Below are 20,174 nucleotides of genomic sequence, written 5' to 3'. Positions count from 1 at the left end.
CCAGGCGTGCGCGCCGGCGTGGGAGGAGGCGCGCACGACGCAACCGACACGGCGGGACGACGGCGCAAGAGCTGCAAACTGCTAGGGCATGCTACGGCAAAACAGCGTGGGCGCGTGCCCGTCTTGGCCGACACCGGCTTGCTGCGTTAAGCGGCTGCGTTGCCCGTGATGCCCGCCTACGCAGGGCCACTGCATTTGGTTGCATCGACGAGCGCAGCCGTACCGGAAAGGCTCATCGATGTGAGGGATTAGCTCACTGCGCCCAACTAAACTGCGCCCTCGGGAATGGCCCCGCGGAGACCATCACTTGAACGATACCCGTCACGGAGAGCTACGGGCGCCTCATATCAGCGAATCTCGCAGCCTGCCTGTAGAGAAGCATCGCTCGGATATCTTTTTTGCCGCCGTGGAAACCACGCGGATGCCGATGACGGTCACCGACCCGCATTTGCCTGACAACCCCATCGTGTTCGCCAACCGGGCGTTCCTGGAAATGACCGGGTATTCGGCCGAGGAGATCATCGGCAATAACTGCCGTTTTCTGCAGGGCCCGGAGACCGATCCGGCCAGCGTGCAGGACGTGCGCGAATCCATCCAGCACCGCCGCGAACTCGCCACCGAGGTGCTGAATTACCGCAAGGATGGTTCGTCGTTCTGGAACGCGTTGTTCGTCTCGCCGGTGTTCGACGACAAGGGCAACCTGGTGTATTTCTTCGGCTCGCAGCTGGACGTGAGCCGTCGCCGCGACGCCGAGGACGCCTTGCGCCAGGCGCAGAAGATGGAAGCGCTGGGGCAGTTGACCGGCGGCATCGCGCACGATTTCAACAACCTGCTGCAGGTGATGTCCGGACATCTGGAAGTGATCCAGATGATGGCATCCAAAGCGGGCGCCAACGCCGAGCGCATCGCCTTCAGTGCCGAACATGCCGCGACCGCAGCGAGCAAGGCAGCCATGTTGACCCAGCAATTGCTGGCGTTTTCGCGCAAGCAGAAACTGCGTGGCCGCGTGGTCAATCTCAACGGGCTGGTGTCGGGCATGAACAATATGGCCGAGCGCGCGCTGGGTGGCGGCATCAGCCTGCGGCAGTCGCTCGAAGACGGGCTGTGGAATTGCCAGATCGACACCACGCAGGCCGAAGTGGCTTTGTTGAACGTGTTGATCAATGCGCGCGATGCGATGGTGCAGTCCGAGCGCAAAGAAGTGACCGTGCAGACCCAGAACGTGGAGGTCACCAGCCACGATCTGGCCATGCATCACCAGTTGGCGCCAGGCCGCTATGTGAGCATCGCCGTCAGCGACACCGGTGCGGGCATGCCGCCTGACGTGGCCAGCCGCGTCATGGAACCATTTTTCACCACCAAGGACGAGGGGCAGGGCACGGGGCTGGGGTTGTCGACGGTGTACGGCTTCGTCAAACAGTCCGGCGGCACGGTGCGCATCTACAGCGAAGTCGGCGAAGGCACCACGGTGCGGCTGTATTTTCCGGCATCCAGCGAGTTCGAGAACGACCTGCAGTCAGTCAAGAGCCGTGCCATCGACAAGGGCGGCAACGAGACCATCCTGGTGGTGGAAGACAAGCAGGACGTGGCGGTGGTGGCCAAGATGTTCCTGGAAAATGCCGGCTATCGCATTCTGTCCGCCTCGAGCGGGCGCGAGGCGATCGAGTTGCTGGAACAGCACCCGGATGTGGATGCGCTGTTTACCGACCTGATCATGCCCGGTGGCATGAACGGTGTGGTGCTCGCACGCGAAGCGCGCCGCATGTTGCCCAAGATCAAGGTGCTGCTCACCACCGGCTATGCCGATGCCAGCATTCAGCGCACCGATGTCGGCGGCGCAGAATTCGACGTGGTCAACAAGCCGTACACGCAAAAGGAATTGCTTAAGCGCATCCGCATGTTGCTGGATGGACCAACCGGCGTGGGCTGAGCGCGTTGTCGTATCGGGTGGCGCTGCCGTTCTGCGGTAGCGTCACCGATGCGCGGTTGGGATTACCGATTGGCTGCTGCTTGAAGGCCGCGATGCTCCAGCGGCGTCACCGTGGAAACTTTGCGGACGCCAATAAGAGCGGCTAACAAAACGTAGCGAGCAGTCGTCAGGTGGGTGTGGACGGCGCGGAGGAACCGGAGTGTACGGGTGGTACATGAGGATTCCGAGCACCGGCCGCGCCCGCCTGGCGGCTGCACAGTAGTTTTGTTAGCTGCTCTAAGCGTGCCTTGGATCGCGGGCGCTAATGCACGCAAGCGTGGGCAGTGGTTTGCACCGCGAATGGCCGGCGATACAGCCGCAGCGGCGAGCGGTGCGATCAGCGATGCAGATCAGGCTCGGCGTGCCGTCGATAGAGCAGGTGCAGGCGCATGCCGATCAGCATCGCCAGCACGAACGCCAGGCTGGACGGCTGTAATGCAGCCGCGCCGAGCAGTGCGGGCGCCGGGCAGAGCCCGACCAGTCCCCAGCCGATGCCAAACAGCGCGCTGCCCCACAGCAGTGGGGCGTCGATCTGCCGCTGGGCGGGTAACTGCAGCGATGCCCCGCGCAGTGTTCGACCACGCCGACGCGCCCACCAGAACGCAGGTGCCGCGACACCGATGGCGCCGAGCATCACCAGCGCAAGCGATGGGTCCCAACGACCGGCGACATCGAGAAAACCCAGCACCTTGTCCGGATTGGCCATGCCTGAGAGCAGCAGACCGATCCCGAAGATCAACCCGGCGATCGCGCTGCTGACAACCCGATTCACCAAACTCCCCGCAACGTGGCGAGCAAGGCATGCGTGGCGATCGCCACGCCCATGAACACGGCGGTGGCGACCAGCGAGCGGCGGGCGCCACGTGCGATGCCGCATACCCCGTGCCCGCTGGTACAGCCGCCGCCAAGACGCGCACCGAACCCCACCAACAGGCCTGCGCCGAGCAACAGCCACCATGCCGCCTGCGGCTGCATCGAAGGCAGCGGCCGCACGATGGCCCACAGCGGCACAGCACTCAGCAACCCGAGCATGAAGGCGCCGCGCCAGCTGCGTTCGTCGTGGTTCTGGCGTTGCAGCAGGCCGCCGACGATGCCGCTGACGCCGGCGATGCGTCCTTCGAATAGCATCAGCCACGCAGCAGCCAGGCCGATCAAGCCGCCGCCGGCCAATGCGCTCAACGGGGTGAAGTTGCTCCAATCGACGACCATGTCAGTTTGGCTCCGCGGCGCCGCAGACGCTGGCATACAGGGCCTGCATTACCGCCAGCACGTCGGTGCTGGCGAGGTGGTAGTAGATGTATTTGCCCTCGCGACGGGTACTGACCAGGCCTTCGTCGCGCAACACGCCCAGTTGTTGCGAAAGCGTGGGCTGCACGATGGCAGTGGCCACGTGCAGCTCGCCGACATTGCGTTCGCCCTGGGCCAGTTGGCAGAGCAACAGCAGGCGATCTTCGTTGGCCATGGCCTTGAGCAAGGTGCAGGCGCGCCCGGCCGACGCGCGCAGGCGCTGCATGCTGTCGGGATCGGCGCGGAAGCGTGGCAATGCGGGCGTGGCGTGGGTCGGCATGTCCGACAATCTACGTAAAAATAGAATGTCTGGCAATAGAGTGTGAGGGTCTAACGGCGTCGCAGGCCGTGTTCCAGAGTCCCGAAACCCTGAGGTACCGGACCAACAGAGGTCGGCAATGCGCGCAGGCCGCGCCTACACCGCCAGTTGGCACGCGCGCGGCGCAACGGGCGAACGACCTTTGCGGCACCTCGGTCTTGGGGATTTGGAGCGGCTCGCAAAACATCGCGGGCAGTCGTCAGGTGGGTGTTGACGATGCGCAGGAGCTGCGATGGACGCGTGGGACACGCCGCACCGCCCACTGGGTGCACCCGCTTGGCGGTGAGCGCAGGCGTGCTGCTAGCTACTCTTGGATACCTGAAGCAGCGCGCTGCACGACGCATTGCCTAACACGGACGCCTCAGCGTACGTGCAGCGAATGCGCGGCAAGGCGCACCTCGCTATGTCGCCAGTCGGTGATATCGCCCGCAGCCTCGAGCCGACCGCTGCGAACAAGGTGGGCACTGCGTTGCGCAACGTGGTCGGCCGCGTCCTCGACATCGGCCAACTTGAACTGCGCGTCAGTGAGCGCTCTGGCAATGATCATCGCGACCTTCTGCCACTGCGTGTCGACAGCGTCGGTGACAAAGGCATCGATTGCGTGCAGCTCAACGCCGGATGGGCCAGTGCGTGTCATCGCGAATCACCGTTGTAGACGTCCGGAGCATCGCCGCAGGATGCGTGATCACGCATTCCGGCGATCGACTCCCGACATCACTGCCAATCGCCAATCCCAAATTCCCAATCTCGGAACCAACTACTCCTCGCCAAGCGGCGCCACATACCCTTCGGGCTTGTCGGCATTGCGCTCGAACAGGAACTTCTGCAGCTCGGTTTCGAGAAAGGCGCGATGCTTTGGATCGCGCGGCGAGAGCCGGTTTTCGTTGATCAGCATGGTCTGGTGCGCCAGCCACGCCTGCCACGCGGTCTTGCCGATCTGCGCGAAGATGCGCTGGCCGAGTTCGCCGGGGTACGGCACAAAATCCAGGCCGTCGGTGTCGCATTGCTGGTACTGGCAGAACACGGTGCGGGACATGCGAATTCCTTTGAGGCGTGCTTAAAGCGTGTCGAGCAACTTGCGGATCGGCGCCGGCAAGCCCAGCGAGCCGAGATCGGCGCGGGCAACCCAGCGCAGATCGTCATTGTCGCGCACCGCTGCGCGCAGTGCGACCTTGCGCAAGCGCAACGGCTGCAGATGCAGGCGGTAATGGCTGAAGGTGTGCACGATTGGCGCCATCTCGTCGGCGCGTTCGTAGTCGCCATCCAGATGCGTGGCGAACCAGGCGCGCATGCCGCTGTCGGTCTCGGCTTGTGGCAGCGTCCACAGCGAGGCCCAGATGCCGGTGGGCGGGCGGCGCTGCAGCAGGATCTCGCCCTGCGCGTTTTCCAGCAGCAGGGCGGTCGCTTCGCGCTCGGGCAGCAGCTTGCCCGGTTTGGGCGTGGGCAACGCCTCCACCAGACCCTCGCGGCGGGCAACGCAGGCATCCTGCAACGGGCACAACACGCAGGCCGGTTTGGCACGCGTGCACAGCGTGGCGCCGAAATCCATCTGCGCCTGCGTGTAGTCGGCCAGGCGGCCGTCAGGGACCTGCGCAACATGCGTTGTCGCCAGCACCCACAGCTGCTTTTCGATGGCCGGCAGGCCGGGGTAGCCGGCAATGCCATGGAAGCGCGTCATGACGCGTTTGACGTTGCCATCCATGATGGGAAAACGATCATTCCACGCCTGACTCAGGATCGCACCGGCGGTGCTGCGGCCGATGCCGGGCAGCGCGAGCAATGCATCGAAGTCGCGCGGCAGCTCGCCAGTGTGCAAGGTAACGCACTGTTTGGCGGCGGCATGCAGATTGCGCGCCCGTGCGTAGTAACCCAGCCCGGCCCAGTGCGCCATGACCGTGTCGTTGTCGGCTGCTGCCAGATCGGCAAGGGTCGGAAAACGTGCAACGAACTTCTGGAAGTACGGAATGACCACCGCAACCTGGGTCTGCTGCAACATGATTTCCGACAGCCACACGCGATACGGCGCGCGTGGATGTTGCCAGGGCAGATCGTGGCGCCCGTGGCCGTCGAACCAGTGCAACAACGGGGCGACGAAAGCGTCAGCGGATGAAGCGGCGAGGTCTGCGGGCATGAGGTCTGCTGGCAAAGGGAGGCGATGAACGGCAATGGGGTCAGGACGGACGCCGGGACAACCGTACGCTGTGGTGGGGCCCGATCACTGCAGCGGAAACGCAAGTCCGACCAGGCATTGCTCGCAGAAGAAGCATTCATCGCCAGGCCAGTGCGGTTCCGCCGGTGCATAGTAAGCAACCACCGGTGCATCGATGCGGGCTTGTGCGCGTAACGTCGCAGCCAAGGGCTGGGCGAATTCCAGCACCTGTTTGGCGCGCGACCAGCCGTGCGACACCTGCTGCACCGTGCAACCTGCCTGCAGTGCCTGTGCGCACAGTGCTTGCAGATGCGGGCAGGGGTCTTCCAACTCAGTTGCCCAGCGCTTCCGGCAGTAAGGCGTCGACGAAGGCGACCGGGTCGAACACGCGCAGATCTTCCGGGCGTTCGCCGATGCCGGCAAAACGGATCGGAATATTGAACTCGCGCGCCAGCGCGAACACCACGCCGCCCTTGGCGGTGCCATCGAGCTTGGTCACCACCAGGCCGGTGACGCCGACTGCCGCATGGAACTGACGCAGCTGCGAAATGGCGTTCTGGCCGGTAGTGCCGTCGATCACCATCAGTACTTCGTGCGGCGCGGCGGCGTCGATCTTGCCGAGGACGCGGCGGATCTTGCCCAGCTCGTTCATCAGGCCGGTCTGGGTGTGCAGGCGGCCGGCGGTGTCGGCGATCAAGACATCGGTGCCGCGTGCCTTGGCGGCCTGCAGGGCGTCGAACGCCACCGAGGCGGCATCGGCGTTTTGCCCCTGCGCGATCACCGCCACGCCATTGCGATCGCCCCAGGCCTGCAACTGCGCCACGGCGGCGGCGCGGAAGGTGTCGCCGGCGGCCAGCATCAGGCTGTTGCCTTCGTCCTTGAAGCGCTTGGCCAGCTTGCCGATGGTGGTGGTCTTGCCAACGCCATTGACGCCGACGGTGAGCACCACGAACGGTTTGACCGAACGGTCGATCACCAGCGGTTTGGACACCGGCTGCAGCAACGCGATGAGATCGGCGCGCAGGGCCTTGAACATGGCCTGTGCATCGGCGAATTCGCGCGACTTCATGCGCTTGCGCAGGCCTTCGATCAAGGCGGTGGTGGCGCCGATGCCGACATCGGCGGTGATCAGCGCGGTTTCGATCTCGTCGAGCAGATCGTCATCGAGCTTGGGGTTGCGCGAAAACAGGCCGCCGAAGCTGCGTGCGAAGGTGCTGTTGCGCAGCCGCTCGCGCCAACCCGGCTTGCCGGCCGGTGCGGCAGGCAGCGCGTCGTGCTGGCCGACGATGCTGTCGGTGTCCTGCGTCGCTGGCGCCGGGCTGCTGACGATGACCGGTGCAGTCACCCGCGGTGTGGCGCTTGCAGCAGGAGCTGCGGCAGGCGGCGTGGACGCGGTGGGTGTTGCGGCAGGCACCACCACCACGGGCGGCGCCGCGACGGGCGGGGCGGCAGCGGGTGTCGCAACAACAGGAGCCGCAACAACCGGTGCTGAGACCGATGGTGTTGCACTCGGCGACAGCGTCGCAGGTTGCGCCGGGGCAGCGACAGACGGCGTTGGTGCGGACTGCGGCTGCACAACGACAGGCGCCACCACCACCGGGGTCGGCGCAGCGGGCGCGGTAGCCGGTGCCGGGTCTGGCAGCGCCTGCAGGGCAGACGGCGCAGGAGGCGTGGGCGCGGCGGGCGCGCTCGGCACAGCGGCAATGCTCTGCGCCTGGCCGGTGCGGGCGGCGATATCGCGTGCAAGCGCCTCAGTCGGTGTCGCTGGCGTGGTGGTTTCGGCTATCGGTGCAGGCACGACAGGCGGCGCGGCGGCAGGCACTGTGCCGGACTGCGCAGGCGGCATGGCCTCGACCGGCGATGCGGGCGCGGCGGCAGATGGCGCAGTGGGGAATGCGGCTGCCAGTTCTTCCAGGCTATAGCGCGAGGTCCGCGAGCTGTCGGGCGTGGTGGGCTTGTTGCGGCGGAAAAAGCTGGCCATTGGCAACGCAGTAGGGGAAACCCGGAATTCTATCATCCGGGTCCCGACTCACCTTGACGCGCCCTTCAGCGCCGCCCTGTTTCAGGGGAGCCAAAATGCGCTGCGGCGGGGCGCTCAATCCTGCCGAATTCTGCATTTGTGCCAGCTATGTGTCAGCACCCGATTACAGCCTGCAACAGGCGCTCTTACAACTGGCCTTTCAGCGCGCGGTAATCGCGCGGGGTCATGCCGACGGTGGCCTTGAACTGGCGGGCGAATGCGCTCTGGTCGGCAAATCCGCAGCGTTGGCCGATGCTGGCGATGCTGTCGTCGCCGTACAGCAGGCGCATGGCCGATTCGATGCGCAGCTTGGTCAGCAGCTGCTGCGGGGTGACCTGGAACACGCGACGGAAGTGCCGCTCCAGCTGCGCCACCGAGAGCCCGGCCAGATCGGCCAGCGCCTGCACGCGCAGGTTGTCGCCGAAGTTGGCCTGCATGTGTTCCATCACCTGGCTCAGGCGCTCGTAGGCCGAATGCCGGCTATCGGGCTGGCCCAGATCGCGCGAAATCCCCACCACGCCGATTACTTCGTTCGCCTCGCACAGCGGGCGTTTGAAGGTCAGGCACCAGCCGGGCAAGCGGTTGGGATACAGATGCACTTCGAGCTGGTTGTCGATGAGTTCGCCCAGCAGCACGCGACGGTCCTGCATCATGTAACTGCCGCCCAGCGGCAACGGAAACACTTCCAGCGGCGAACGGCCGATGATCTCGCTGCGCAGCTTGCGCCCGAGCCGGCGCACCAGGGTGAGGTTGCAATGGGTGTAGCGGCCCTCGCTGTCCTTGATGAAGAACACCACGTCCGGCAGTGCATCGAACAGCGTCTGCATTTCCAGCGCGGGAAGGTTGAGGTCCATCAGGGTCATGATAGCGGTCACGATTTGACGGCTGCACGGTGGTGCAACCCAGGCTTGATCCTAGCGTAAACGCATGGCTGTGAATCAGGTTGGCGATTGTGCAGATTTCCGCATTTTCACTTCGCATTGAACGCTAGTCGTCCAAGGGTCGGCAATGGGAGCATGAGCCATGCACACCATCGACGTCATCGACTCCCATACAGCCGGCGAGCCCACCCGCGTGGTCCTGGCCGGCTTCCCCGATCTGGGCGATGGCGACCTGGCGCAGTGCCGCGAGCGCTTCCGCCAGGACTTCGACCACTGGCGCAGTGCGATCGCCTGCGAGCCGCGCGGTTCGGACACCATGGTGGGCGCGCTGCTGTTGCCGGCGCGCGACCCTGCCGCCTGCACCGGGGTGATCTTCTTCAACAACGTCGGTTATCTGGGCATGTGCGGTCACGGCACCATCGGGGTGGTACGCACGCTGGCCGAGCTGGGGCGTATTGCGCCGGGCCAGCACCGCATCGAAACGCCGGTGGGCACCGTGGGCGTGGAACTGGCCGAAGACGGCACGGTGTCGGTGGACAACGTAGAGAGTTATCGCGCCGCCGCCGGTGTGGAAGTGGACGTGCCGGGCCATGGCCGGGTGCGCGGCGATGTGGCCTGGGGCGGTAACTGGTTTTTCATCACCGAGCAGGCGCCGTGCGCGCTCGATCTAGCGCACCAGCGCGAGCTCACCGCCTACACCGAAGCGATCCGGCTGGCGCTGGAAGCGGCCGGGATTACTGGTGAGGCGGGTGGTGACATCGACCATATCGAAGTCAATGGCGCCGCCCCCGATGGCAGCGGCGTGGCGCGCAATTTCGTGCTGTGCCCCGGGCTGGCCTACGACCGCTCGCCCTGCGGTACCGGCACCAGCGCCAAGCTGGCCTGCCTGGCCGCAGACGGCAAGCTGGGCGAAGGCGAGCGCTGGGTGCAGCAAGGCATTCTGGGCAGCGCGTTCGAGGGCAGTTATCGCCTGAGCGGGCGCGGCATTGCGCCGCGCATCAGCGGGCAGGCGTTCATCACCGCGCGGTCGCAGTTGATCATCGACCCGGCCGATCCGTTCGCCTGGGGCATCGTGGCCTGATGCAGGTGTCGCCGCCCGCGCCGGATGCTGCGTTGGCTGCGCCGTCGAGCGGTTCGGCTGCAGCGTTGCTGCATGGCGATGCCAATGGGGATGTCAGCCCATCTGCCGCCTCCACGCGGCGTAGCTACGACCTGATCGTGATCGGTGCCGGCATCGTCGGTGCCGCCTGTGCGGAAGCTGCGGCAGGCGAGGGCTTGCGGGTGGCGATCATCGAGCCAGGGCCGATCGGCGGTGGTTCGACTGCGGCGGCGATGGGGCACCTGGTGGCGATGGACGACGACCCGGCCGAGCTGGCGTTATCGGCGTATTCGCTGCGCTTGTGGGAGCGCTTCGCGCAATTGAGCGAGGCAGAGTTCAGTCGCTGCGGCACGCTGTGGGTGGCACGCGATGCGCGCGAACTGGCGGCGGTGCCGGCCAAGATCGCGCGGCTGGCGGCGGCCGATCTGCACGCAGAAGCCATCGATGCGCAACAGTTGTATGCCCTGGAACCGCAGCTGGTGCCCGGGCTGGCCGGTGGCATGCGGGTGCCCAATGAAGCGGTGGTGTATCCGCCGCGGGTGGCGCGGCATCTGGTGAGCCTGGCCTGCAAGGCCGGTGCGCAGCTGTTTGCCGGCCGTCGGGTAACCCAACTGCAAACGCAGGGCGTGCGTCTGGACGATGGCCAGCTGCTGTCCGGGCCGGTGCTGGTCGCCAGTGGTGTGGCCCTGCCGCAGTTGCTGCCCGAGCTGGCGCTGCGCCCGCGCAAGGGCCATCTGGTTATCACCGACCGGCATCCCGGCTTGATCCAGCATCAACTGCTGGAGTTGGGTTATGCCGATTCGGCGCATGGGGCCGATGACATCAGCGTGGCCTTCAATGTGCAGCCGCGGCCGACCGGGCAGATTCTGATCGGCTCGTCGCGGCAGTTCGGCGAAAACGACCGCGCGCTGTCGATGCCGGTGCTGCAGCGGATGTTGCAGCGGGCGTTTGCGTATCTGCCGGTGTTGCGCGAACTGCAGGCGATCCGCGTATGGACCGGCCTGCGTCCGGCCACCCCGGACGGGCGCCCGTATCTTGGGGCGGTGCCCGGCCGGGCCGATGTGTGGGTGGCAGCGGGGCATGAAGGGCTGGGGGTCACCACGGCGCTGGGGAGCGCACGGGTGATCGTGGACAGCCTGCTCGGGCGCACGCCGGCCATCGACCCGGCGCCATACGCACCGGCGCGCGCAGTGCAGGGCGCCGCGGCATGAGCGCCACGGTTCGCCTGTACGTGGATGCGCAACCGGTGGACGTGCCGGTCGGCGCCAGCGTGGCGGCAGCGGTGGCGCAGGCCACGCTGCAGTTTCGCCAGTCCAGCAGTGGCCAGCCGCGGGCACCGTTATGCGGCATGGGCGTGTGTTTCGAATGCCGCGTGCGCATCGACGGCATTGCGCAGCAACGCGCATGCCTGGTGGATGCGCAAGAAGGCATGCAGGTGCGCACCGATGGCTGAGCGCGTGCTGCATTTCGATGTGCTGGTGATCGGTGCCGGCCCGGCCGGACTGGCTGCCGCGCAGGCGGCCGCCGGTCATGGCGCACGCGTGGGCGTGGTGGACATGCAGCCGCGTGCGGGCGGGCAGGTGTGGCGCAGCGACGTGCACCACGGTGCGCCGGCCGATGCGCGCGCGCTGTTGCGGCAGGTGCAGGGCAATGCCGCAATCAGCCTGCTGACGCGCACGCAGATCGTGCTGGCCCAACCGGGCTGGTTGTTGGCCGATGGCCCGGACGGCACGCTGCAACTGCATTACGCCGCGCTGGTACTGGCCACTGGCGCGCGCGAATTGCTGTTGCCGTTTCCGGGCTGGACCTTGCCCGGCGTCACCGGCGCAGGCGCGGCGCAGGCGCTGGCCAAACAAGGCTGGCCGGTGCGCGGCAAGCGCGTACTGGTGGCCGGCAGCGGGCCGTTGCTACTGGCCAGTGCGGCCACCTTGCAGCGCCATGGCGCGCAGGTGCTCGGCATCCACGAACAGACCAGTGCTGCAGCGTTGCGCACCTTCGCCGCGCAGTTATGGCGCTGGCCGGGCAAGGCCGCACAGGCGGTGGCGCTGCGGCTGCAATTGCATCGCGTCGCCTATCGCGCCGGCACCGTGGTGATGGCCGCGTATGGCGATACGCAGTTGCGCGAAGTGGAGCTCGATGGCCCGCGTGGTCGCACCCGCGTGGCTTGCGACCAACTCGCCGTGGGCTACGGCCTGGTACCCAATACCGAGCTGGCGCAGTTGCTGGGTTGCCAACTGGAACCCTGCGGCGCGCATCGACAGATCCAGGTCGATGCCTTGCTGCGCACCAGCGTCGTGCAGATCTTCGCGGCCGGCGAAGCCTGCGGCATCGGCGGACGCGATTGCGCGTTGATCGAAGGTGCGATGGCCGGGCATATGGCCGCCGGCGCACCCGATCACGCACTGCAGCTGCAGCCGCGTCGGCGGGCCGCACGCGCGTTTGCGCAGCTGTTGCAACAGCAATTCGCACTACATCCGCGCATCCGCACGCTGGCGCAACCAGACACGTTGGTCTGCCGCTGCGAAGACGTGCCGCTGGGCGCGCTGGACGACTTCGACGATGCACGCGACGCCAAGCTGGCCTCGCGCTGCGGCATGGGCGCCTGCCAGGGCCGCATCTGCGGCAGCGCACTGGCCGAACTGGGCCGTTGCCCGCCCGATCTTTCCACCGACGCCGGCCGCCGGCCGCCGTTGTTCCCGGTCCGCCTCGCGGCGCTGGCCGACTCGTTCACTTCCGACTCGCAAGGGAATCATCCATGAGCATCGCTACGTTCTGGCACGGCGTGTTGCCGGCCATCACCACCCCGTTCACCGCTTCCGGTGAGATCGACCACGACTTCCTCGGCAAGCACGCCAATCAGCTGGTGGATGCCGGCTGCACCGCGATCGTGCCGCTGGGCTCGTTGGGCGAAGCGGCCACCTTGAGCGTGGATGACAAACTGGCGGTTCTGCGCACCCTGGTCACTGCCTTGAACGGCCGCGTGCCGGTGGTGCCGGGCATCGCCAGCTTGGCGACCGGCGAAGCGGTGGCGCTGGCCAAGGCGGCCAAGGAGATCGGATGTGGTGGCTTGATGGTGCTGCCGCCCTACGTCTATTCCACCGACTGGCGCGAGATGGGCGCGCATGTGCGCGCGGTGATTGGCGCGACCGATCTGCCGGTGATCCTGTACAACAATCCGGTCGCCTATAAGACCGATTTTGGCCCGGCGCAGATCGCCGAGCTGGCTGCCGAATTCCCCAACCTGCAGGCAGTGAAGGAATCTTCCGGCGATGTGCGCCGCTTTGCCGCGCTGCAGGAATTGCTGGGCGATCGCCTGGCGCTGCTGGTGGGCATGGACGATGCCATCGTCGAAGGCTTGAGCATGGGCGCCAAGGGCTGGATCGCCGGCCTGGTCAATGCCTATCCGAAGGAATCGGTGCGCCTGTTCGAGCTGGCGCGCGATGGCGGTTATCCGGCTGCCAAGGAGTTGTACAACTGGTTCTTGCCGCTGCTGCGCCTGGATACCGTGCCCACCTTCGTGCAGCTGATCAAACTGGTGCAGGCGAAGGTCGGCCTGGGGAGCGAGCATGTGCGTGCGCCACGGCTGGTCGTAGCCGGCGCCGAGCGCGATGCGGCGCTGAAGGTGATCGATCATGCGATTGCCACCGCACCTAAGCTGTCCTGATGACGCGGGCACCGTGACGCTACGCAACACGCCGATCTGTCAGCGTGTTGCGCAATCACGTCGCCGTGTGCGCAGCGACGTGTGCTGATCGATGCGGATGTCGCGTTTGATACGGCATCCGCATCGGCCCCTTGGTCGGCCGCTGCCGCACGCTGCGCACAGGTCGATTCCATGCAATTGAAGGTGCCGCAATGAACGAGACGATCCAACCCATCCTGCTGGCCGGCCAATGGCAGCCCAGTCACGCGGCGACGGGCAGTTTCCGCGCCGCCAACCCCGCCACGGGCGAGGCGATCGGGCCACTGTTTCCGGTCAGCAGTGCAGACGATATCGAAACCGCGCTGAGCGCCGCGCAAGCGGTCGCCGTCGAGCTGGCCGCCGCGCCGGCCGAGCGGATTGCCGCATTTCTGGACGCATACGCCGCTGCGCTGGATGCCGACGCCGACACCCTTGTCGCACTCGCACATGCAGAAACCGCCTTGCCGGCGCCCACGCGTTTACGTGGCAATGAGCTGCCGCGCACCAGCGGCCAGTTGCGCCAGGCCGCAAACGCTGTGCGCAGCTACAGCTGGACCAACCCCATCATCGATAGCGCCGCCGATCTGCGCTCGCATCTGGCGCCCCTGGGCAAGCCGGTGCTGGTGTTTGGCCCCAACAATTTCCCGTTCGCGTTCAATGCGATTGCCGGCAGCGATTTCGCCTCTGCCATTGCTGCGCGCAACCCGGTGATCGCCAAGGCGCACCCGCTGCATCCGGCCACCAGCCAGCGCATGGCGCAACTCGCGCATCAGGCACTGGTAGGTGCTGGTCTGCCGGCGGCGGCGGTGCAGTTGCTGTATCACTTCGACAACACCGTCGGTGTGCGCTTGGCCGGCGATACGCGCCTGGGCGCGATCGGGTTTACCGGTAGCCGCGCGGGCGGGCTGGCGTTGAAGGCCGCGGCCGATGCGGCCGGCGTGCCGTTCTATGCCGAGCTGTCCAGCGTCAACCCGGTGTTTCTGTTGCCGGGCGCGCTGGCCGAGCGCGGCGATGCGCTGGCGCAAGAGTTTTTTGCCTCGTGCACCTTGGGCAGCGGCCAGTTCTGCACCAATCCCGGTGTGGTGGTGGTGCCGCACGGCGCGGTGGGCGATGCATTCGTTGCCGCCACCAAGGCGCATTTCGACGCGGCCATGCCGATGGTGCTGTTCTCTGCCGCAGGGGTGGATGGCGTGCAACGTGGGGTGGCGAGCTTGCGCGCTGCCGGCGCCGCGGTGCTGGCGGGCGGTCATACCGGTGAGGACGGCTATCGCTATGCGCCGACCTTGTTGAGCGTGGAGGCATCGGCATTTCTCGCCAACCCGCATGCGCTGCAGACCGAGGCATTCGGCCCGGTGAGTCTGCTGGTGCGTGCGCAGGACAGTGCGCAGATGACGCAACTGGCCGCCGCATTCGAAGGCAACCTGACCGGCACGCTGTACCGCGCTGTCGATGGCAGCGACGATGCGGCATGGCAAGCCATCGCACCGGTGCTGCGTGCGCGGGTAGGGCGCTTGATCAACAGCAAGATGCCGACCGGCGTGGCGGTCAGCGCCGCGCAAAACCATGGCGGCCCGTTCCCGAGTACCGGACATCCGGGCTTCACCGCGGTGGGCATGCCAGGCGCGATTCGCCGCTTTGCCGCCTTGCACAGTTACGACGCCGTGCCTGATGCCTTGCTGCCGCCGGAACTGCGCCAGCACAATCCGGGCGGTGTCGCGCGTCTGGTCGATGGGCAGTGGAGCACCGCCGATCTGGGAGCGGGCACATGAGCACGCAGATCGGCGGTCTGTCGCTGGAACAGGCGCGCGCACAACTGGCGCCCTGGGCGAAGCGTGCCGCGCCGATCGCCGCATACGAGTACGCGCAGCGCATCGAACGCGCACGCGGGCTGATGCGCGCACATGGTGTGGACGCCTTGTTGATTGGTGCCGGCACGTCCTTGCGCTATTTCACCGGCGTGCCGTGGGGCGCCAGCGAACGGCTGGTCGCCGCGTTGCTGACCCTGGACGGAGACCCGGTGCTGCTCTGTCCGGCGTTCGAGGAGGGCTCGCTGGACGCGGTGCTGCAGGTTCCGGTCGCCAAATATCTGTGGGAAGAACACGAAGACCCGTACGCGCTGGCGGTGCAGGCGATGGACGACCGCCATGCGCACGCACTGGCGTTGGATCCGGGCATCGCCTTCGCCGTGCACACCGGCTTGCGCGCGCATTTGGGCACGGCCATCCGCGATGCCGGCGCCATCATCGACGGCTGCCGCATGTGCAAGTCGCCCGCCGAGCTGGCGCTGATGCAGCAGGCCTGCGACATGACGCTGCTGGTGCAGCGGCTGGCCGCCGGCATCGCGCACGAGGGCATCGGTACCGATCAGCTGGTGCGCTTCATCGACGAGGCGCATCGCGCGCTGGGTGCGGACAACGGCTCGACCTTTTGCATCGTGCAGTTCGGGCATGCCACGGCGTTTCCGCATGGCATTCCCGGCGTGCAGCACTTGCGCGAAGGCGAACTGGCGCTGATCGATACCGGTTGCACCGTGCAGGGCTACCACTCCGATATCACCCGCACCTGGAGTTACGGCACGCCCGGCGATGCGCAACGGCGCATCTGGGATCTGGAGCAGGCCGCGCAGGCGGCGGCATTTGCGGCGATCCGCCCGGGCGTTGCCTGCGAGGTGGTGGATCAGGCTGCGCGCACCGTGCTGGAAGCGGCCGGGCTGGGACCGGATTACCGGCTGCCGGGGTTGCCGCATCGCACCGGCCATGGCTGCGGTCTGGCCATTCACGAGGCGCCGTATCTGGTGCGCGGCAATGCGCTGCCGCTGCAGCCGGGCATGTGCGCCAGCAACGAACCGATGATTGTGGTGCCGGGCCAATTCGGCGTGCGGCTGGAAGACCATTTCTACGTCACCGATGCCGGCGCGCAGTGGTTTACGCCGCCCTCGATCGCCATCGATCAACCGTTTGCCTGAGCCCGCACAGGCAAACGAACCGTAGGAGCGCACCCGGGCGCGATTGGCATTCCCGAGAGAGCCAGTCGCGCCCGGGTGCGCTCCTACCGCCGTCCCTGCATCTTGGAGTTACTGCATGAAGCACCTGCGTCCTGTCGCCATCGGCCTGCTTGCAGCCGCGTTCTTTACCGCCTGCAAACCGGCGCCTTCCACGCCGGATCGTCCGGCCGCCACTGCGGCAGCCGTACCTGGCGAACAGGCAGCCAAGGCCTTCGATGCGCTGCTGGACACGCAGTGGCAATACCAGCTGCAGCACAGCCCCGAGTTCGCCAGCATCATCGGCGACAAACGCTATAACGACCGCTGGAGCGACTACTCGCTGGAGGCCGTACAGGCCGACCGCAGCGCCACCGCCGCGCTGCTCACGCAATTCGAAGCGGTGGATGCCAAGGCGCTGGATGAGCAACGTCAGCTCAGCCTGCAGATGATGCTCGGCCAGTTGCGCGACAAGCTCGAAGGCATCGACCTGAAGACCTATGCGATGCCGCTGGAGCCGATCGGCGGCATCCAACTGGCGCTGGCCGGCTATGGCGATGCGTTTTCGTTCGAAAACGCCAAGGATTACCAGGATTACATCACCCGGCTGCAGGCGATCCCGACCGTGATCGATCAGGTCATTGCGGTATCGCGGCAGGGCGCCAAAGAGGGCCTGGTGCAGCCGAAATATCTGTTGGAACGCCTGCCCGAGCAGATCGACAAGATCGCGGCACTGACCGGCGAGCAGAGCCCGTTCGCGTCGCCGCTGAAAAAGCTCGATGCTGCGGTGCCGGCCGATCAGCGTGCTGCGCTGCGCACGCAACTACTTGCGGCGATTGATCAACAGGTGCGTCCGGCCTACGGCAAGCTGGCGGCATTCGTGCGCGACGAATACGCCGCACAGGGCCGCAGCTCCGAAGGCATCTGGTCGCTGCCCGATGGCGAGCGCCGTTATCGCTACGCCATCCATACCCAGACCACCACCGACATGGCCCCGGAGGAGATCCATCAGATCGGCTTGAAGGAAGTGGCGCGCATCGAAGGCGACATGGCGGTGATCGCCAAGGCGCAGGGCTTTGCCGATCTGGCCAGCTTCCGCAAGGCAGTGGAGACCGACAAGCGCCACTTCGCCACTTCCGGCGAGCAGATCCTGCAGCAGTACCGCCAGTACATCGCCGCGATGGAGCCGGAGCTGCCCAAGTTGTTTGGGCACCTGCCCAAGACCGCGCTGGAGGTGCAGGCGATGCCAGCCTTCCGCCGCGCCGCGCCGGGCGCCGAATATTGGCAAAGCAATCCGGAAGGCACCAAGCCGGCCATCGTGAAGGTCAACACCAGCGACTTCGCCAGCCGCACGTTGATCAACATCGAAACCACCGCCTATCACGAAGGCGTGCCCGGCCATCACCTGCAGATTTCGCTTGCGCAGACGCTGCCATTGCCGCCGTTCCGCCAGCAGGCCGGCTACAACGCCTATATCGAAGGCTGGGCGCTGTATGCCGAGCGCCTGGGCAAGGAGATCGGTTTCTTTAAGGACCCGTACAACGACTACGGACGCCTGTCCGGCGAGTTGCTGCGCGCCAATCGCCTGGTGCTGGATACCGGAGTGCATTACAAGCGTTGGAATCGCCAGCAGATGGTGGATTTTTTCCACGCCCATCCGTCCGACGACGAGCCCAGCATCCAGTCCGAAACCGACCGCTACATCGTGTGGCCGGGGCAGGCGCTGGGCTACAAACTCGGGCAGCTGCAGATCCTGGCGCTGCGTGCCGAAGCGGAGAAAACACTCGGCGACCGCTTCGATGTGCGCGCCTTCCACGATGCGGTGCTCGGTGGTGGCGCAATGCCGTTGGCGATGTTGCAGCAACGCGTGCGGCAGTGGATTGCGCAGGCCAAGGCAGCGCCGGAGGCACGCCGATGACGACCAGCACCGTGTGGCGCGCCAGCGCATTGAGTATCTTGATTGCAGCCAGTGTGGGTGGCACCGCATTGCAGGCGCAGGCCGCAGCACCCGCATCAACCACGCAAGACAGCGCAGCAGCGCGCTTCAAAGCGCTGTACACGCGCGAATGGCGCTGGCGCCAGGCGCAGCTGTCCGGCGCGGTGGATGAAGACAACCAGGCCACGCAAGACAAGCAGTCCGACCATCTGCCCAAGGTCGATGCGGCCACGCAAACCCTGCGCACTGCGTACTGGCAACAGGCAGTGAAGGAACTGGATGCGATTCCGGCGGCGCAGTTGTCGGCTGAAGATCAGGTGAGCTACCAGGTGTATCGGCAGCAGCTGCAGGTGCTGCTGGACCAGCAACGGTTTCGCGCCTGGGAAATGCCGTTCAACAGCGACTCGGCGTTCTGGAGCGACCTGGGTTTCAGCGCGCAGGCCACGCTGCGCACGCGCGATGACTATCAGCGCTATCTGAAGATGCTGGCCGATATCCCGCGCTATTTCGCCGAGCACACCGACAATATGCGCGCCGGCCTTGCGCGGGGCTTCAGTCAACCGAAGGTCACCTTAACCGGGCGCGACCAGTCCATCGCCGATGTGGTGCAGGCCAGGAGCGAGACCAATCCGTTCTACGCACCGTTCAAAACCATGCCGGCCACGCTGTCGGCAGACGTGCAAGCACAGCTGCGTGCGCAGGCAGTGGCAACCATCAACGCGCAGGTGGTGCCCGCATATGCAACGTTGCTGGATTTCATCCGCACCGAGTACCAGCCGCGTGCGCGCACGACGCTGGCCGGGGAAGCCTTGCCGGATGGCCAGGCCTACTACCGCGCGCAGATTCGCGAGTTCACCACGCTGGTGCTGACCCCGGACCAGATCCATCAGATCGGTTTGCAGGAAGTCGCCAAGCTCCGCAAGCAGATGGACGCCACCATTGCCGAGAGCGGCTTCAAGCCACCGGCCGGGCAGGCGGTGTTCCCGGCGTTTCTGCACTTTCTGCGCACCGACCCGCAGTTTTATGCCAAGACGCCGGAAGAACTGCTCAAGCAGGCGGCATGGATCGCCAAGCGCGTGGATGCCAAGGTGGGCGATTACGTCGGCCGGCTGCCGCGCCGCCGCTTCGCGATCGAACCGGTACCGCCGGAACTGGCACCGTTCTACACCGGTGGCCGCGGCGGCCCCGGCATCTATCTGGTCAATACCTACAACCTGCCATCGCGGCCGTTGTACAACCTGACCGCACTGACGCTGCATGAGTCCTCGCCCGGCCATGCCTTGCAGATGCCGCTGGCCGCAGAAGCGCAGGGGCTGCCGGCGTTTCGCCGCTATAGCTATATCTCGGCGTATGGCGAAGGCTGGGCACTGTATTCGGAGTATCTGGGCCAGGAAATGGGCATGTACGACACGCCCTATGATCGCTTCGGCTATCTCACCTACCAGATGTGGCGCGCCTGCCGGCTGGTGATCGACACCGGGATCCACCACAAGGGCTGGACGCGGCAACAGGCGCAGGCCTACCTGCGCGACAACACCGCGCTGAGCGAGCACGAAGTCACCACCGAGGTGGATCGCTACATCGCCTGGCCCGGGCAGGCGCTGTCGTATTACCTGGGCGAGCTGAAGATCCTGGAGCTGCGCCGCAAGGCAGAAGCCGCACTGGGCGAAAAGTTCGACCTGCGCCATTTCCACGATGCGGTGTTGCAGACCGGCTCGGTGCCGCTACCGGTACTGGAAGCGCGCGTCGCGCGTTTCATTGCCGACGGTGGCGTGTCGCCGTATCCGGACGACAGCGCAGCCGAGGCATCGGCAAGCGATGCTTCGGCGGCAGCCGATAATTAATGCATGAC

General features: G+C 66.1%; 19 protein-coding genes and 2 other RNA genes. 10 read left to right on the top strand and 11 right to left on the bottom strand.

The features are described 5' to 3' along the window. The first annotated feature begins 307 nt into the window (after positions 1-307). The gene (locus ACZZ0O_RS18970) at positions 308-1,930 is read left to right on the top strand and encodes a hybrid sensor histidine kinase/response regulator (RefSeq protein ID WP_463591549.1); all 1,623 of its coding nucleotides are present in this window, start codon (positions 308-310) and stop codon (positions 1,928-1,930) included. Between the two features lie 140 nt (positions 1,931-2,070). On the opposite strand, the gene ACZZ0O_RS18965 is transcribed toward ACZZ0O_RS18970, so the two are convergent. The 11 genes from ACZZ0O_RS18965 to ACZZ0O_RS18915 form a co-directional block, all read right to left on the bottom strand. Beyond that, positions 2,071-2,146, bottom strand: a non-coding RNA gene (locus ACZZ0O_RS18965) — sX9 sRNA. Positions 2,147-2,306: 160 nt separating this feature from the next. Further along, positions 2,307-2,741 (bottom strand): DUF6691 family protein, encoded by a 435-nt coding sequence (locus ACZZ0O_RS18960; protein WP_463591548.1) that lies wholly within the window; start codon positions 2,739-2,741, stop codon positions 2,307-2,309. Then, positions 2,738-3,178, bottom strand: a complete 441-nt coding sequence (locus ACZZ0O_RS18955) for a YeeE/YedE family protein (RefSeq protein ID WP_463591547.1) — start codon at positions 3,176-3,178, stop codon at positions 2,738-2,740. The genes ACZZ0O_RS18960 and ACZZ0O_RS18955 overlap by 4 nt, the downstream gene beginning before the upstream one ends. 1 nt (position 3,179) lies before the next feature. Next, positions 3,180-3,536, bottom strand: a complete 357-nt coding sequence (locus ACZZ0O_RS18950; RefSeq protein ID WP_463591546.1) for an ArsR/SmtB family transcription factor — start codon at positions 3,534-3,536, stop codon at positions 3,180-3,182. Between the two features lie 212 nt (positions 3,537-3,748). Next, a non-coding RNA gene (locus tag ACZZ0O_RS18945) (sX9 sRNA) lies at positions 3,749-3,824 on the bottom strand. Positions 3,825-3,936: 112 nt separating this feature from the next. Next, positions 3,937-4,212 (bottom strand): DUF3658 domain-containing protein, encoded by a 276-nt coding sequence (locus tag ACZZ0O_RS18940; RefSeq protein WP_463591545.1) that lies wholly within the window; start codon positions 4,210-4,212, stop codon positions 3,937-3,939. Between the two features lie 120 nt (positions 4,213-4,332). Continuing rightward, positions 4,333-4,611 (bottom strand): oxidative damage protection protein, encoded by a 279-nt coding sequence (locus tag ACZZ0O_RS18935; protein WP_055851591.1) that lies wholly within the window; start codon positions 4,609-4,611, stop codon positions 4,333-4,335. A gap of 21 nt (positions 4,612-4,632) precedes the next feature. Then, the gene (mutY, locus tag ACZZ0O_RS18930) at positions 4,633-5,706 is read right to left on the bottom strand and encodes an A/G-specific adenine glycosylase (protein ID WP_463591544.1); all 1,074 of its coding nucleotides are present in this window, start codon (positions 5,704-5,706) and stop codon (positions 4,633-4,635) included. Positions 5,707-5,790: 84 nt separating this feature from the next. Then, positions 5,791-6,054, bottom strand: coding sequence for a hypothetical protein (locus ACZZ0O_RS18925; RefSeq protein WP_463591543.1), 264 nt, complete (start codon positions 6,052-6,054; stop codon positions 5,791-5,793). 1 nt (position 6,055) lies between these two features. Continuing rightward, positions 6,056-7,705 (bottom strand): signal recognition particle-docking protein FtsY, encoded by a 1,650-nt coding sequence (gene ftsY, locus ACZZ0O_RS18920; protein WP_463591542.1) that lies wholly within the window; start codon positions 7,703-7,705, stop codon positions 6,056-6,058. 185 nt (positions 7,706-7,890) lie between these two features. After that, a complete protein-coding gene (locus ACZZ0O_RS18915; RefSeq protein WP_082473564.1) occupies positions 7,891-8,607 on the bottom strand; it encodes an AraC family transcriptional regulator in 717 nt (238 codons plus the stop codon). Between the two features lie 160 nt (positions 8,608-8,767). On the opposite strand from ACZZ0O_RS18915, the gene ACZZ0O_RS18910 reads away from it, so the two are divergent. The 9 genes from ACZZ0O_RS18910 to ACZZ0O_RS18870 all read left to right on the top strand — a co-directional run bounded on the left by ACZZ0O_RS18910 (position 8,768) and on the right by ACZZ0O_RS18870 (position 20,166). Next, positions 8,768-9,706 (top strand): proline racemase family protein, encoded by a 939-nt coding sequence (locus ACZZ0O_RS18910; RefSeq protein ID WP_115513270.1) that lies wholly within the window; start codon positions 8,768-8,770, stop codon positions 9,704-9,706. After that, a complete protein-coding gene (locus tag ACZZ0O_RS18905) occupies positions 9,706-10,935 on the top strand; it encodes an NAD(P)/FAD-dependent oxidoreductase (protein ID WP_463591541.1) in 1,230 nt (409 codons plus the stop codon). Before ACZZ0O_RS18910 ends, ACZZ0O_RS18905 begins: the two co-directional genes overlap by 1 nt. Then, positions 10,932-11,177, top strand: a complete 246-nt coding sequence (locus tag ACZZ0O_RS18900) for a 2Fe-2S iron-sulfur cluster-binding protein (RefSeq protein WP_463591540.1) — start codon at positions 10,932-10,934, stop codon at positions 11,175-11,177. The genes ACZZ0O_RS18905 and ACZZ0O_RS18900 overlap by 4 nt, the downstream gene beginning before the upstream one ends. Then, positions 11,170-12,483: an FAD-dependent oxidoreductase gene (locus tag ACZZ0O_RS18895; protein ID WP_463591539.1), complete on the top strand. Its 1,314-nt coding sequence runs from the start codon at positions 11,170-11,172 to the stop codon at positions 12,481-12,483. The genes ACZZ0O_RS18900 and ACZZ0O_RS18895 overlap by 8 nt, the downstream gene beginning before the upstream one ends. Further along, positions 12,480-13,388, top strand: coding sequence for a dihydrodipicolinate synthase family protein (locus tag ACZZ0O_RS18890; protein WP_463591538.1), 909 nt, complete (start codon positions 12,480-12,482; stop codon positions 13,386-13,388). Before ACZZ0O_RS18895 ends, ACZZ0O_RS18890 begins: the two co-directional genes overlap by 4 nt. A 191-nt stretch (positions 13,389-13,579) precedes the next feature. Then, the gene (locus ACZZ0O_RS18885) at positions 13,580-15,175 is read left to right on the top strand and encodes an aldehyde dehydrogenase family protein (protein WP_463591537.1); all 1,596 of its coding nucleotides are present in this window, start codon (positions 13,580-13,582) and stop codon (positions 15,173-15,175) included. After that, entirely contained in the window at positions 15,172-16,371 is a 1,200-nt protein-coding gene (locus ACZZ0O_RS18880; RefSeq protein ID WP_463591536.1) for a M24 family metallopeptidase, read from the top strand. The genes ACZZ0O_RS18885 and ACZZ0O_RS18880 overlap by 4 nt, the downstream gene beginning before the upstream one ends. A 115-nt stretch (positions 16,372-16,486) precedes the next feature. Then, positions 16,487-18,304 (top strand): DUF885 domain-containing protein, encoded by a 1,818-nt coding sequence (locus tag ACZZ0O_RS18875; protein ID WP_463591535.1) that lies wholly within the window; start codon positions 16,487-16,489, stop codon positions 18,302-18,304. After that, positions 18,301-20,166, top strand: a complete 1,866-nt coding sequence (locus tag ACZZ0O_RS18870; RefSeq protein WP_463591534.1) for a DUF885 domain-containing protein — start codon at positions 18,301-18,303, stop codon at positions 20,164-20,166. The genes ACZZ0O_RS18875 and ACZZ0O_RS18870 overlap by 4 nt, the downstream gene beginning before the upstream one ends. Positions 20,167-20,174: the final 8 nt, after the last annotated feature.

This window comes from Xanthomonas sp. AC360 (genome assembly GCF_979258225.1).
Note: the sequence above shows the minus strand (reverse complement) of the source record. Positions and strands in the feature narration are given on the sequence as shown.

Excerpts from the sequence above, each read along its gene's own strand:
- ACZZ0O_RS18880 (WP_463591536.1), top strand. The coding sequence starts at position 15,172 with ATGAGCACGCAGATCGGCGGTCTGTCGCTGGAACAGGCGCGCGCACAA.
- ACZZ0O_RS18915 (WP_082473564.1), bottom strand. The coding sequence starts at position 8,607 with ATGACCCTGATGGACCTCAACCTTCCCGCGCTGGAAATGCAGACGCTG.
- ACZZ0O_RS18895 (WP_463591539.1), top strand. The coding sequence starts at position 11,170 with ATGGCTGAGCGCGTGCTGCATTTCGATGTGCTGGTGATCGGTGCCGGC.
- ACZZ0O_RS18950 (WP_463591546.1), bottom strand. The coding sequence starts at position 3,536 with ATGCCGACCCACGCCACGCCCGCATTGCCACGCTTCCGCGCCGATCCC.
- ftsY (WP_463591542.1), bottom strand. The coding sequence starts at position 7,705 with ATGGCCAGCTTTTTCCGCCGCAACAAGCCCACCACGCCCGACAGCTCG.
- ACZZ0O_RS18890 (WP_463591538.1), top strand. The coding sequence starts at position 12,480 with ATGAGCATCGCTACGTTCTGGCACGGCGTGTTGCCGGCCATCACCACC.
- ACZZ0O_RS18900 (WP_463591540.1), top strand. The coding sequence starts at position 10,932 with ATGAGCGCCACGGTTCGCCTGTACGTGGATGCGCAACCGGTGGACGTG.
- ACZZ0O_RS18940 (WP_463591545.1), bottom strand. The coding sequence starts at position 4,212 with ATGACACGCACTGGCCCATCCGGCGTTGAGCTGCACGCAATCGATGCC.
- ACZZ0O_RS18955 (WP_463591547.1), bottom strand. The coding sequence starts at position 3,178 with ATGGTCGTCGATTGGAGCAACTTCACCCCGTTGAGCGCATTGGCCGGC.
- ACZZ0O_RS18910 (WP_115513270.1), top strand. The coding sequence starts at position 8,768 with ATGCACACCATCGACGTCATCGACTCCCATACAGCCGGCGAGCCCACC.
- ACZZ0O_RS18905 (WP_463591541.1), top strand. The coding sequence starts at position 9,706 with ATGCAGGTGTCGCCGCCCGCGCCGGATGCTGCGTTGGCTGCGCCGTCG.
- ACZZ0O_RS18870 (WP_463591534.1), top strand. The coding sequence starts at position 18,301 with ATGACGACCAGCACCGTGTGGCGCGCCAGCGCATTGAGTATCTTGATT.
- ACZZ0O_RS18875 (WP_463591535.1), top strand. The coding sequence starts at position 16,487 with ATGAAGCACCTGCGTCCTGTCGCCATCGGCCTGCTTGCAGCCGCGTTC.
- ACZZ0O_RS18935 (WP_055851591.1), bottom strand. The coding sequence starts at position 4,611 with ATGTCCCGCACCGTGTTCTGCCAGTACCAGCAATGCGACACCGACGGC.
- mutY (WP_463591544.1), bottom strand. The coding sequence starts at position 5,706 with ATGCCCGCAGACCTCGCCGCTTCATCCGCTGACGCTTTCGTCGCCCCG.
- ACZZ0O_RS18885 (WP_463591537.1), top strand. The coding sequence starts at position 13,580 with ATGAACGAGACGATCCAACCCATCCTGCTGGCCGGCCAATGGCAGCCC.